Consider the following 13,183-nt stretch of genomic DNA (forward strand, 5'->3'; position numbering starts at 1 on the left):
AGAGGAAATTAATGATTAACCCAGCAGCGGACTATGATTCCCCCTGGAAAGACACCCTGGAATGGTACTTTGAGCCCTTCATTGCCCTGTGCTTTGCCCACATTCATAGTCAAATCAATTGGTCTCGTCCAAGTGAGTTCTTAGACAAAGAACTGCAAAAGGTGGTGCGCGACGCGGAAGTAGGACGTCGATGGGCAGACAAACTGGTTAAGGTCTGGCTCAACAATGGTCAAGAAACTTGGATTCTAATTCATGTGGAAGTCCAAGGGGAAAAACAGACGGAGTTTGCTAAACGGATGTACACCTACCATCATCGGATTAGCGGACGCTACAATCGACCGGTTGCTAGTTTAGCAGTCTTGAGTGATGCTAACCCCCAGTGGCGACCAACCCAATACAGTAGCGAAATCTTCGGCTGTAAAATCCAGTTCAATTTTTTGATGGTGAAACTGTTAGACTACAAACAGCAGTGGCCAGAATTAGAACAAAGTGCCAATCCCTTTGCCACGGTGATCATGGCTCACCTGAAAGCAGTTGATACTCGTAGTGATGGCCAGCAACGGAAAATCTGGAAAATGGCTCTGACCAGACGATTGTACCAGCAAGGGTATCAGCGACAAGACATTTTAAACTTATATCACTTCATCGACTGGGTAATGCACTTACCCTCAGCACTAGAACAAGCCTTTCGTGAAGAAGTTAACCAGTACGAACAGGAGGTCAACATGAAGTATGTCACGAGTATCGAAAGGTTGGGCATTAAGCAAGGTCGTCAAGAAGGTCGTCAGGAAGGAGCTGAGCGACTGCTGCTACGATTGCTTCAAAGGCGCTTTGGAGAGTTATCCCCTGAGATTCAAGCTCGTGTGAAGGGGTTGAGTGTCGAAAAGTTAGAACAGTTAATGGATGTGGCCATTGATGTAGAATCTGTTGAGCAATTAGCAGACCATCTGCCAGCGCCCGAAGCAGCTAATTAAAACGCTGATTAAAACCAGGACTGATATGTCCTGTATCTATTCTGAAGGGTTAATCACAATTAATCCTTCACTATTTGATGACCAGGGAAACAGGGTTTGGTGATTAATTAGATGAATCAGCCGAACTAGAGGAAATTAATGATTAACCCAGCAGCGGACTATGATTCCCCCTGGAAAGACACCCTGGAATGGTACTTTGAGCCCTTCATTGCCCTGTGCTTTGCCCACATTCATAGTCAAATCAATTGGTCTCGTCCAAGTGAGTTCTTAGACAAAGAACTGCAAAAGGTGGTGCGCGACGCGGAAGTAGGACGTCGATGGGCAGACAAACTGGTTAAGGTCTGGCTCAACAATGGTCAAGAAACTTGGATTCTAATTCATGTGGAAGTCCAAGGGGAAAAACAGACGGAGTTTGCTAAACGGATGTACACCTACCATCATCGGATTAGCGGACGCTACAATCGACCGGTTGCTAGTTTAGCAGTCTTGAGTGATGCTAACCCCCAGTGGCGACCAACCCAATACAGTAGCGAAATCTTCGGCTGTAAAATCCAGTTCAATTTTTTGATGGTGAAACTGTTAGACTACAAACAGCAGTGGCCAGAATTAGAACAAAGTGCCAATCCCTTTGCCACGGTGATCATGGCTCACCTGAAAGCAGTTGATACTCGCAGTGATGGCCAGCAACGAAAAATTTGGAAAATGGCTCTGACCAGACGATTGTACGAGCAAGGGTATCAGCGACAAGACATCCTAAACTTATATCATTTCATTGACTGGGTAATGCATTTACCCTCAGCACTAGAACAAGCCTTTCGTGAAGAAGTTAACCAGTACGAACAGGAGGTCAACATGAAGTATGTCACGAGTATCGAAAGGTTGGGCATTAAGCAAGGTCGTCAGGAAGGTATTTTAGAAGGTCGTCAAGAAGGTCTTCAGGAAGGAGCTGAGCGACTGCTACTACGATTGCTTCAAAGGCGCTTTGGAGACCTATCCCCTGAAATTCAAGCTCGTGTGAAGGGGTTGAGTGTCGAAAAATTAGAACAGTTAATGGATCTGGCCATCGATGTAGACTCTCTTGAGCAATTAGTAGACCATTTGCCAGCACCCGAAGCCACTGATTAAAACAACTCCTGATAGAGAAGTACAAATTCTCTTCCCCCATACCCCACACCCCACACCCTATAGCCTAGATTCTGTGTAACCATTGAGTATAGGGATGCTGAACTAAATTGGAGTTGAAGTATCTCGGATCATCAGAGACTTCAACTCCAATCCATTCTGGTAGTTCAATGTCCTGATTTTCATCAGTTAGTTCAACTTCTGCCAAAATTAATCCTTGATTATCCCCAGCAAACTCATCCACTTCCCAAATCAAGCCAGCGTGTTCAATTTTATAACGAGTTTTCTCAATTAAGGGACCCTGGCACAAAGTATCGAGCATTTCTTGAGCATCCGAGCCTGGGATAGGGTACTCATACTCTTTTCTAGAAAAACCCACCTTGGGACTTTTGATAGTAAGATATCCTTGATCTCCCACCAGGCGCACCCGGACAGTAGTGCGGTTAGTTGTACGAATGTAACCTTGGCGATAAACACTACCAGTGCCTAGTTTCCGCCACTCTTCGCCTTTTACTAGAAATTTGCGTTCAATTTCCGTTGCCATGGGTAAAAAGTATAGTGTGAATGGGTATTATTAGTCATTGGTTAATTTAAAATTGACCATTGTTAATTGATTATTGTTGATTGTCAATTTTAAAATCAGAGCAAATCCGAACCATTATGCTTATTGCTATAGTAATCAAAAAGTTTACAATCTTGCTTATTTAGTTAGCGATTGCTTCATATTAAAAGACCAGAGTTAATCCGGATTCATTTATTGTCCGACGAAATATAAAAATAATAGATCCAATTTTATAGAGTTACTCATATATCAACTCATCCGTGCGGCTCAGGTAAATAACTAATGTACATAAAATTATTAGGATAAACGTCGATGTACCAACAATCAAAAACCGAAAATAGTGGAGCAGCAGCATTAATTGATGAAATGAAAAAATTTGCAAAATTAGCTGAAGAGTTAGAAAAAAAAACCAAAGAGTCTAGGGAACAAGGCTATTCAGGCAAAGGCCATAACATCTGGTGAACGAGTATAGTTAGGATAAAAGAAATATACTCACACTCTTATTGATTGGCTAAACTAATGTAGGGTAAACGAGTGTAGGGTGAACGGGTAAGTTAAAGATTTTCAGGTTTAGGAATTGGGATGACTACGAGCAAGATTTTCACCCGATTACCACACTCGGTCACCCCACACCCTCTTATCCTACAGCCGTCACGCCTTCAATCTCCTGATCGGCGAGATCATATAACTCCCGTAACTTCTGTAAGGTTTCGTGATCCGGTTCCCAGAATCCTCGTCCATTTGCCTCTAACATCCGGCCTACAATATTGCGAAATGCCTCAGGATTTGCCTGTCGCAACCTCTTGGCCATTTCTTCATCCAAGGCATAAGTATCTGCTGCTTGGTCATACACCCAGTTATCTTGAAAATCAGCTGTACCCCCCCAACCAATCAATGCTGTCATCCGTTGGGAAATCTCATAAGCTCCCCCAGACCCCTGATTGGCCATCGCCTCAGCCCACTTGGGATTAAGTAACTTTGTCCGATACTCCAACCGCAACAAATCCTCTAGCTTCCGGGGTGTAGTATCCTTTGAGAAACTTTCCACAAAACTGGCATTAACGGTCTTACCCCCTTGCTTTTCGGCTGCTCGCTTCAAGCCTCCAGTATTAGCATAGTATTCTTGAATATCCGTCAGCCCATATTCGACAGAATCAATTTCCTGGACTATACGACTGGTACTTTTTAGCAGCTGCTCCATGACTTCCGGACGGGCTTGACCTTTATCTTGCCGTCCATAACTAAATACATTGCGGCTTTGCCATGTATTCGCTAATTCATCCCCGGATTCCCAATTACCATCGACTACTTGGTCATTGACCAGAGAACCATAATCCCCGGCTGGATTAGAAAACAACCGAGCAGAAACATTGTCTACCCCTTGCGATCGCAACGCTAAGCCATGCTTGCGGATAAAATTCTCTTCCTCCGGTTCATCTGCCTCAGTCGCCCTACAAAACAAATCATCGAGCAGCTCAACAATATTGACAAAACTATCCCGAAAAATCCCTGAGAGATTTGCCAACACATCAATTCTAGGATGACCCACCTCAGCTAAGGGTATCAAACCATACCGTACAATCCGTCCCGTTCCCTCTTTAACAGGTACTGCACCTACTAACTCCAGTAAAATACCCAAGGACTCCCCACGAGTCTTGATTGCATCCAATCCCCATAGCATTACCGCAACAGTTTCCGGATACTCCTGATGTTCCTCAAGATGCTGGGCAATAATTTTCCTGGCCACCTCCCTGCCTCGTTCATAAGCTGCCGGAGATGGCATCCGATAAGGATCCAAAGCGTGAATATTCCGTCCTGTTGGCAAAACCCCAGGACCATCCCGCAACAAATCCCCCCCAGGAGCTGGAGGAATATACTCCCCATTCAACCCCCGCAACAAATTCGTCAACTCCTCCCCAGTCTGCATCAACAACTCACCAATCCGTAACGCCTCCTCAAGCTTCTCGTCCTCGACCTGTTCACGTGCTTCTGGTGTTTGGGATTCAAATTCTCCATCGACAATGGCTTTAACCATTGCTTCCGGGACATCTTCCCCAAAATAAGCCCTGAGGTAAGATTCTAACTGTTCCGAATCAGGCACTTGACCTAGAGTGTGCAGCCCAGAGGAAAACAACCGTTGTTCCACCACTAGCAGGTAATCGTACAACTTGACAAGATAGCGATTAAATGAATCAGCACTAAACATCTGGGCATTCTCTGGACTGAAAGCAATTCCCAAGCGCTTAGCATCCTCAAAGGGACAATCGGTATCTAACCCACTATCGACAATCTTTTTACAAATTGCTTCTTTCAAGGCATAATTCTTTTCAGGATCCTCCCGATACTCCGAGATTAAATCCCGTAGCACTACCAACTCCTTATACAAACCAGCCCGACCATAAGGGGGTACATTATGGGAAATCAACACCCCATAACCCCGACGCTTGGCCAACATTGACTCTGAAGGATTATTGGCGGCATAGATATACAGATTCGGGATATTTCCTAGCAAAATATCCGACCAAGAATACCCCGTATTCCCCAGGGGCGAACCAGGTAACCATTCCACGGTGCCATGCATGCCAAAATGCACCACCGCATGGGCATCAAAATCATTCTGTAACCACTTATAAAAGGCCGTGTACTGGGGATGTGGGGTCAAGTCTCGCTCAAACATCAGCCGCATTGGGTCTCCAGAAATACCCAGGGGTGGTTGTACCCCAATCCAGACATTTCCTAACTCAATTCCACCAATCTCGAACTCATCCCCATTGGTTTTGATTCCTGTACCAGTCAAGGATTGCCATTGTTTTTCAATACGGGTAGTTAGCAAGTAGCCTAGCCATTCTTGTAGGGTTTTAACGTTAACTGTGGTCGAAGGTTGAATGTTGAATGTTGTTCGCGTAGCGTGGCCTTTTGGCCAAGGTTGAATGTTGGTGGTTGCTGGTTGAATGTTGCTGGTTGAATGTTGCTGGTTAGAACATTCACCATTCAAGCTGTCACCATTCAACCCTTCGTCTGCTGCTTTCACCCAGCGGATTAGTTCTTCCCCATCTTCTGGTAATTCTCCAACAGTGTAACCTTGTTCTTTTAGAGCGTGGAGGAATTTAAGAAGCGATCGCGGTACATTCAATAAGGCTGCTGTTCCTGTTGCTCCATACCCAGGAGGGAAACCATAGAGAATAATGGCAATTCGTCTTTGGTCTGGTGGGGTTTGTCTGAGTTGAATCCAACGCTTTACCCGTCCAGTCAGTCGCTTAACTCGTTCGGGAATCAGATAAATATTTTCTCCGACTAAACCACCTAGGGGTACAGTATCAATTGCTCCATCCAATTCCGGCAATGCATATAAAACGACACTTTGCAACCCCCCAATGCCTTGTCTTGTCCAAGAGTAAATATCTTGAATCAGTAGGGGTGCAGCAATAGTATAAGGGACATTCTTAGCAGTGAGAATACGTTTCGCTACAGCCACCTGTCTTCCTGCTTCCATAGAACCAGCTGGACCCCCTACCAACGGGAAACCGATGGTAGAAACAATGGCATCAACTTCTACAGCGTCTTGAGAGAGGGAAGGAGTTTCCACGTTATCCAGTTGCCGCTGTTGGGTTTCATAAGCAGATGTCATCCAATCCCGCACAGCTACATGACCTTCTACACCATTGATAAAGATCGGTAAAGGAGTTAATCCAGCTTCCTCAAAGTAGCGAATTAACTGGGGAATATAAGGTTGTTTTGTAACTACATGTTTGCGATAAAGCAGAATACCAACAACAGGGTTTTCTCTAGGGTTGGCAGGTTGAAGGTTAGTTGGTTGAAGGTTAGTTGGTTGAAGGTTAGTTGGTTGAAGGTTAGTTGGTTGAAGGTTGGTGGGTTGAAGGTTGGTGGGTTGAAGGTTAGTTGGTTGAGAGCGTAGCGTGGCCTTTTGGCCAAGGTTGTGTTGAGAAGCTAGCGGGCTGGTAGGGCTTTGCCCAATAACGTTTAATTGTTTAACTTTAAAGTTTTTGTACCATTCTAGGTATTGTCGTGGGGATTCAAAATACCCGTCGTAGTCCGGATGGAGTAGCCCCATGTTTGGAGTTTCCACTGGTGGCGGAATTTCTCCGACTTTCAGCTGTAAGTATTTCTCTGCCAGGGTCCAGAACATAGATGCCACATTGTCTGAGCCACCAGCATTCCAGTAACCGTAGATAATTAGCCAATTGCGCAAGTCTTGGACTTTTCTAGCAGGAATATATTTCAGCAGCTTCGGACCAATTTTCAAAAAGCTGATATAACCTGCTAAGCGGTCTTCTTCTCGTCCGTTGCTGAATTTGTCCAGGATGAATTTTACTGGCTTGGGCATCCCCTTGGGTTTATCCCCAATTTTGAACTGACCAATTTGAGTCAGGCTCATCAGTTCTAGAGCTGACTCGAATACCAAGCGGATGGGGATGTGTTGAATGCGATCGCGTAACCATAACACTTGGTCATAATCGAATAGTAGACTACCAAAGAAGACTTGGGCATCTTGGAGGGCAGCTTCTACAGTATCAGGGTTGGCAGTGATTTCGCGATCGCTAAATACTCTAATATCCAGTTCCGGACAGCGGGAGCTAGCTAACTCAGCAGCTTTGCGGTACAAGTCAGCGTTGAAGGATTCAAATCCTGCTATCAGTACAATGCGTTTCATGGAACCCGCTCGAAATAATTCTTTACACTTTGATCATATTTGATCATAATCGTACTGATCGGCTAACCCTCCCAGTGCCCTTGGGTAAGTCGTGCCATGATTGAGAATAATTACTAATTAGACTTGGGCGCAGTTGTCGGCAACTGCGGACAAAAGAACTTTGGACAAGGGAAAAATAATTGACGAAAACAGTATCAAAAAGCGCTACTTTGCTGAGCCGAAGTTCCCTATTTTTATTAGTTTGATTTCTAGATATCAACTAATAATGCTGTAGTTGACGATTCCCCATAAGCCATTCCCAAAAATACCGGCACTATTTGGTAACTGATTAACCTGACTTACTATCAATCATTTTACCAGTATCATGGAAAACTCCCAAATTTTTCTACAGTTGTCAAAAAATTGGTCATAATCAAAGATAAAAGTCAGGTAATCATTTAGAGTTAGAGGTACTGAAGATGAGGATTTTACTAGTAGAAGATGATGAGCGGATTACCGACGCCCTTGCTGAAGACCTCACCGACCAGCATTATGTCGTGGATGTTGCCAATGATGGTCAAGAGGGTAGGGAACTAGTAGAGAGCTTCAGCTATGATTTAATTTTGTTAGATGTGATGCTGCCAAAGATTGATGGTATTAGCCTTTGCCGCAAGTTGCGCTCCCAAGGCGACCTTACTCCCATTCTAATGCTGACGGCTCGGGATACCATCAGTGATAAAATTGTAGGACTGGATGCTGGTGCAGATGATTATCTAGTCAAACCCTTTGATTTAGGAGAGTTGTCCGCTAGGATTAGGGCCTTACTGCGCCGGGGAAATACTACCTTACCACCTGTACTGGAATGGGATTCCCTCCGCCTTGATCCCAGTACCTGTGAAGTCTTCTATAAAGACCGTCTCTTGTCCCTAAGTCCGAAAGAGTATGCTCTGCTAGAATTTTTCCTGCGCCATCCTCGCCGTGTGTTTAGCCGTGCTCAAATCCTGGAAAACCTATGGTCCTTTGAACGACTACCAGAAGAAGCAACCGTTAAAGCTCATATCCGAGGTTTACGACAGAAACTCGACGCAGCAGGAGCTCCCTCTGATTTGATTGAGACAGTCTATGGTTTGGGTTATCGTCTCAAAGAAAATCCCTAATTCAATATTCAGTTGTTACTGTTGAAAGTTGGCAGGTTGAAAGTTGGCAGGTTGAACGGGATGGACGAAGTCCCGCTTTGCTGCGAAGCGCGTGGCCTTTTGGCCAAGGTTGTTCGCTTTTGGCGTTCCCGTAGGGTAGGTTGCAGGTTTAAGGTTGGTAGGTTGAAAGTTGGCAGGTTGTTCGCCTTTGGCCTTCCCGTAGGGTAAGTTGACGGCATTCGTGAAGCAACGAATGATATCAAGTATAGTTGGGTCAGTTAACGATTACCAATTACTAAAATTACTAATTACTAATTACTAATTACCAGATGTTTAAAGGTTTGCGCTGGCGTCTTTTGTTGTATTACCTGATGGTAATGGCCGCAATTTTGAGTGTATTTGGTGCGGGTGTGTATGTTTTTTTAACACAGAGTCTATACCAGCAACTTGACAAAAAACTACAGACTTTAGCCCAATCTGCTGCCCCCTCATTTACTGAAGTAGAAGTTAAAGGGAGTCAATACATTGAACAAGTTGATGAAGTCCCCTGGCGAGATATCTTTAACCGAGACAAACAAAGCTTAGAATGGTTTGATGATCAGGGGAAACTATTGGCAAGGCGAGGTGCGATTGTATTGACTTTCCCGCCAAAACTGGGTTCGTTGACTCTAGAACTCCCTGAGACATCAGAGCCGATTAGGACGTTTACAATTTCTGTTTTTAAGGACACCTCGAAACCAAGCCAACCATCCCTAGAGGGCTATATTCGAGCCAGTCAATCCACAGAGGATGTAGAAATTGTCCAAAGCCAACTATTTTGGGGATTAGGAATGGGAGGAATGATCGCTCTAGGGTTTGTTGGTATTGGTGGACTTTGGCTGACCCAGAAAGCTCTTGAGCCGATTGAGAAAAGTTTTAAAAAGCTTAAACAGTTTACTGCTGATGCGTCCCATGAATTGCGCAGTCCTTTGACAGCAATTAAAGCCTCTGTGGATGTGATGCGAAATCATCCTGAGCGCATTCATCCCAAGGATGCTAAGAAGTTAGTGGCTATTGCTAGCGCTACAGACCAGATGAGCCACTTAGCAGAAGACTTACTATTTTTAGCTCGCACTGATGCAGCCTTGTCAATTCCGACCCGAAAGTCAGTCCCCATTTCCCTCAATACAGTTTTGCATAATTTGGTGGAATTGTTAGAATCATTTGCTCAAGATAAGCAGATTACCTTAGAATATCACGGCCTGACAACAGTCTCTGTAATTGGGGATGAAGGGCAACTCACCCGTTTATTTTCCAACTTGTTAGAGAATGCCCTGCAATACACACCCCCTCAAGGAAAAGTGGTTCTTACTGTTGCCAAACAGAATCGCTATGCCCTGGTCATGATTGAGGACACTGGCATTGGTATTGCCCCTGAACATCAGCCGTTTGTGTTTGATCGCTTCTGGCGTGCGGATAAAGCTCGTTCTCACCGAGAGAGGGGTACGGGGTTGGGACTTGCGATCGCTCAAGCAATCACTCACAGTCATGGGGGAAAAATCACCCTTACGTCTCAGGTTGGGGTTGGTAGCTGCTTTCAGATACGTTTACCGCTGGTTTAGGAATATAGGCTCTAGGTTGGGATTTTCTTTTGAAAGAATTATAAAGAATTATATAGAGATCCGTGTAGGAATTAATTGTGATAATTTTTGAGGCCATATTCCCTACTCCCTACTCCCTACTCCCTACTCCCTACTCCCTACTCCCTACTCCCTAATTTATACTCCCTAATTTCTAAATTTCTTACCGACTTTTTTACTTTTGGGTAATAATATCAAAATATGAAGCCGTTTAGTTGGAAAGCGTCAACCATACCTAGCATTCAGGAGAGATGATCTAAATGAAAACTCCCATTAAATTGCTAACAGGTATTCTGGGATTAAGTGCTCTGATCAGTTTCCCGGCAATAGCGCAAGAAAAAACAGAAAACTCAGTTAAAGATCCTGTCAATGGTGCAACTGAGTCTATGGTAGAAAGTGCCCCCGATTCCTTGAGCAAACCCGTTCAAGAGGGTGAAAAGGTAGAAATGCCAGCTACCGCTGACACTGAATCTACAACCAGTAACCTTGTAGAGCAAGCTGCGAGCAATGATCAATTCCAAACCCTTGTCAAAGCAATTGAGGCAGCGGGCTTAACGGAAACCTTGGCAGGTGAAGGACCCTACACTGTTTTTGCTCCCACCGATGACGCTTTTGCTGCACTGCCAGCAAATACCTTAGACAGTCTACTACAACCAGAAAACAAAGAGGTACTGGTAAAGCTGCTAAAGTATCATGTTGTAAGTGGTGCAGTTCCTAGCAGTGAAATCCAGTCGGGAGAAATTATCACTATGGCTGGAAAAGCGGTGACAGTACACGTGGGTGAAGACGGTAATGTTAATGTCAACAATGCCCAGGTAACTCAAGCAGATATTGAAGCCACTAACGGCATTATGCATGTTGTTAACCATGTAATTTTGCCCTCAAGATCTCATGCTCAATCGGAACCAAAACCAACAGGAGTCATGCCAAATTAAGATTTAGAAAATTCAGCTCAATAAGTTTGGTGTTTTTGGGAATTATATCCCGTCCGTTTGACTACTTATTATTCAGGTTTTTTCGGAAATTTAATAGTGTCAATGTTCACTGAATACTTAACACTTAACACGTCGCGATTTACCTGAATACGAAGTGATTAACCGGACTCGATTGGAGTAAATACAAGGAGAGAACAAGGAGAAATTAAAGATGAATAAGTTGATGCCAATTTTACTAGGTGGAGTGATTCTGTTTGGTGCTGCTGCTTGCGATGAAGCTAAAACAAGTGATGAACCCTCCTACTCTATAGATCAAAACGATGAAGAACTAGTCACCTTACGGTCTGAAGGAAACCAAGGGGATGCCATGGTTCAAGAAACCCGAAAGGAAATCGAGGTAAATTTTGGAACTACTCAAGAGCCAAATCAAGCCTTGGGTAATTTAGAAAACCTTGATGAAGATGACCAACTAGCCAGTTTAGTACTTAATAATTTAGAAACCAAGCTCCCCAATACCCAGTTGGAAGTTGAAGCGGCAGAGGGAATGGTAACTATCTCAGGAAAAGTATCGTCTGATGATCAATTGAGTCAGATTGCACCTTTGGCAATCCAGGTTGAAGGTGTTCAGAGCGTGGATGTTCAAGCTACTGTCAAAGAGCCAAACAGCTGATCGCTTATCTGGTCAAGTACCAATCCTTTGTTGCCAATGTTACCTAATTGATGTAATTATCTAATCCATAGAGAGGAGTTAGTCGCCTATTGCTTTTGCCATAGTGGTAGGCGACTTTTGTTGTTGAGTGTCTCTCGGCTTTAATTCATGGTGTAGCAATCCGATTTGAGTTGCGGTTCACCGGAAGAGCCGGAAAATGGGGAAGATGGTTAAAAGGAGAAAGAGGGGCAGGAGGGGGAAGATGGTTAGGTGCGCTCTTACTTGGCGAATTAAATTCGCCACGGGTCGCACCTGAAGAATAGTATCCATTATTGTCAATAAATTAATTACCATGGCTATACATAGCAATTGATTCTGATTGCAGCAAGGGTAAGAATACTGATAAACAGATTAAGATAGGGTTGGATTATCGGTGCATCGGTGTCTATAGCAATCTTGTATGATTCCTCAACAGTGACAGTTCGCAACTCAAATTAACGAACTAGGGAAGTATTGTTCACCTAGAAATTAGGATTGCTATATCCTTGTGGTGCTCAAGGGGGATAGGATTGTTGACAAAGTCCCCAAATTCCCGGATCAGGTGCAACTTAGTATGATCATCAAGTCAATCCCTGTTGAAACCATAACCGCCCAGCAGATCATTGATACCTGTCTTCGCATGAACAGTCTTGGTATCAATCAAGGTACCAGTGGTAATGTGAGTGTCAGGGTTAGAGACAGTATCGGTGAGGCAATAGCAATAACCCCCAGTGGACTAGACTACGAAGACCTAACTCCTGATAAAATCTGCAAAATTTACTTCGGCAAAGACAAACAACCTGTTTTTGCTGATAATAATCGTTATTTACCCAGCAGTGAATGGCGATTTCACTATGACATACTGTTGAATCGTTCCGATGTCAATGCTATTGTTCATACTCATAGTATCCATGCTACAGCACTGGCTTGTATGGGTATACCCATACCCAGCTTTCATTATATGGTTGCTAGGATAGGTGGGAGCAGTATAAAGGTAGCTGATTATGCTACCTTTGGCACTCAAGAACTTAGCAACAACGCCCTAAAAGCACTGGGCAATTCATTTGCCTGTTTGTTAAAAAATCATGGTATGATTGCCTGTGGAAAAGATCTAAGGCACGCTCTGAAAGTCGCACAAGAGCTAGAAACCTTGGCTCAAATCTATATCAAAATCATCAGCGTTAACAAAATTTATGGAGAACCTCAATTATTGAGTGAGGAAGAAATGCAGATAGTTATAGAAAAGTTTAAAACCTATGGAGTTCAACCCAATATTGGTAATGGGTGATTGGATAGTAATATTTTATAGCATTTATCAAATAATCAAATAGCTTAGGTACACAAGTTTTGGATTTTAGGGAATAGGGAATAGGGAACAGGGAACAGGTAAAAAATAGGTGTGTACAACCTCATTAATATCATAGCCCCTATAGATATTACCATAGGGATACTTAGGGATACTCTGGCTATAGTGTTAACAAAATTAAGCAAAACTT

The 13,183-nt window shown here is 43.8% G+C and carries 11 protein-coding genes; 8 read left to right on the forward strand and 3 right to left on the reverse strand.

Features of this window, described 5'->3' with window-relative positions:
* A partial coding sequence (locus F6K53_RS11865) for a DUF4351 domain-containing protein (protein WP_293080800.1) occupies positions 1 to 974 on the forward strand: 974 nt, incomplete at its 5' end.
* A gap of 138 nt (positions 975 to 1,112) precedes the next feature.
* Positions 1,113 to 2,099, forward strand: a complete 987-nt coding sequence (locus F6K53_RS11870; RefSeq protein ID WP_293048131.1) for a DUF4351 domain-containing protein — start codon at positions 1,113 to 1,115, stop codon at positions 2,097 to 2,099.
* 64 nt (positions 2,100 to 2,163) lie between these two features.
* Here F6K53_RS11870 and F6K53_RS11875 read toward each other — a convergent pair whose 3' ends face one another.
* Positions 2,164 to 2,640, reverse strand: a complete 477-nt coding sequence (locus tag F6K53_RS11875; protein ID WP_070392218.1) for a CYTH domain-containing protein — start codon at positions 2,638 to 2,640, stop codon at positions 2,164 to 2,166.
* 330 nt (positions 2,641 to 2,970) lie between these two features.
* Here F6K53_RS11875 and F6K53_RS11880 point away from each other — a divergent pair, with 330 nt between their 5' ends.
* Positions 2,971 to 3,120: a hypothetical protein gene (locus tag F6K53_RS11880; protein WP_293066807.1), complete on the forward strand. Its 150-nt coding sequence runs from the start codon at positions 2,971 to 2,973 to the stop codon at positions 3,118 to 3,120.
* A 175-nt stretch (positions 3,121 to 3,295) separates the two neighbouring features.
* On the opposite strand, the gene F6K53_RS11885 is transcribed toward F6K53_RS11880, so the two are convergent.
* Positions 3,296 to 7,330 (reverse strand): cobaltochelatase subunit CobN, encoded by a 4,035-nt coding sequence (locus F6K53_RS11885; RefSeq protein WP_293080803.1) that lies wholly within the window; start codon positions 7,328 to 7,330, stop codon positions 3,296 to 3,298.
* A 458-nt stretch (positions 7,331 to 7,788) separates the two neighbouring features.
* Here F6K53_RS11885 and F6K53_RS11890 point away from each other — a divergent pair, with 458 nt between their 5' ends.
* A complete protein-coding gene (locus tag F6K53_RS11890; RefSeq protein ID WP_293017486.1) occupies positions 7,789 to 8,466 on the forward strand; it encodes a response regulator transcription factor in 678 nt (225 codons plus the stop codon).
* Between the two features lie 8 nt (positions 8,467 to 8,474).
* On the opposite strand, the gene F6K53_RS11895 is transcribed toward F6K53_RS11890, so the two are convergent.
* A complete protein-coding gene (locus tag F6K53_RS11895; protein WP_293080806.1) occupies positions 8,475 to 8,684 on the reverse strand; it encodes a hypothetical protein in 210 nt (69 codons plus the stop codon).
* 90 nt (positions 8,685 to 8,774) lie between these two features.
* Between F6K53_RS11895 and F6K53_RS11900 the strand changes: the two genes are divergently transcribed.
* The 4 genes from F6K53_RS11900 (at position 8,775) to F6K53_RS11915 (ending at position 12,975) form a co-directional block, all read left to right on the forward strand.
* Positions 8,775 to 10,046 (forward strand): HAMP domain-containing sensor histidine kinase, encoded by a 1,272-nt coding sequence (locus F6K53_RS11900; RefSeq protein WP_293017485.1) that lies wholly within the window; start codon positions 8,775 to 8,777, stop codon positions 10,044 to 10,046.
* Positions 10,047 to 10,324: 278 nt separating this feature from the next.
* Positions 10,325 to 10,999 carry a fasciclin domain-containing protein gene (locus F6K53_RS11905; RefSeq protein WP_293072120.1) on the forward strand — a complete coding sequence of 225 codons (675 nt, stop codon included), beginning with the start codon at positions 10,325 to 10,327 and terminating at the stop codon, positions 10,997 to 10,999.
* Positions 11,000 to 11,210: 211 nt separating this feature from the next.
* On the forward strand, positions 11,211 to 11,669 hold the full coding sequence (locus F6K53_RS11910) for a BON domain-containing protein (protein WP_293072119.1): 459 nt from the start codon (positions 11,211 to 11,213) through the stop codon (positions 11,667 to 11,669).
* A gap of 529 nt (positions 11,670 to 12,198) precedes the next feature.
* On the forward strand, positions 12,199 to 12,975 hold the full coding sequence (locus F6K53_RS11915) for a class II aldolase/adducin family protein (protein WP_293080808.1): 777 nt from the start codon (positions 12,199 to 12,201) through the stop codon (positions 12,973 to 12,975).
* Positions 12,976 to 13,183 lie beyond the last annotated feature (208 nt).

This window comes from Moorena sp. SIO4A1 (genome assembly GCF_010672065.1).
Taxonomy (GTDB): domain Bacteria; phylum Cyanobacteriota; class Cyanobacteriia; order Cyanobacteriales; family Coleofasciculaceae; genus Moorena.

Bases quoted from the DNA above. Each gene is read 5' to 3' on its own strand.
- F6K53_RS11905 (WP_293072120.1), top strand. From the start codon at position 10,325: ATGAAAACTCCCATTAAATTGCTAACAGGTATTCTGGGATTAAGTGCT.
- F6K53_RS11895 (WP_293080806.1), bottom strand. From the start codon at position 8,684: ATGCCGTCAACTTACCCTACGGGAAGGCCAAAGGCGAACAACCTGCCA.
- F6K53_RS11890 (WP_293017486.1), top strand. From the start codon at position 7,789: ATGAGGATTTTACTAGTAGAAGATGATGAGCGGATTACCGACGCCCTT.
- F6K53_RS11885 (WP_293080803.1), bottom strand. From the start codon at position 7,330: ATGAAACGCATTGTACTGATAGCAGGATTTGAATCCTTCAACGCTGAC.
- F6K53_RS11880 (WP_293066807.1), top strand. From the start codon at position 2,971: ATGTACCAACAATCAAAAACCGAAAATAGTGGAGCAGCAGCATTAATT.
- F6K53_RS11900 (WP_293017485.1), top strand. From the start codon at position 8,775: ATGTTTAAAGGTTTGCGCTGGCGTCTTTTGTTGTATTACCTGATGGTA.
- F6K53_RS11870 (WP_293048131.1), top strand. From the start codon at position 1,113: ATGATTAACCCAGCAGCGGACTATGATTCCCCCTGGAAAGACACCCTG.
- F6K53_RS11875 (WP_070392218.1), bottom strand. From the start codon at position 2,640: ATGGCAACGGAAATTGAACGCAAATTTCTAGTAAAAGGCGAAGAGTGG.
- F6K53_RS11910 (WP_293072119.1), top strand. From the start codon at position 11,211: ATGAATAAGTTGATGCCAATTTTACTAGGTGGAGTGATTCTGTTTGGT.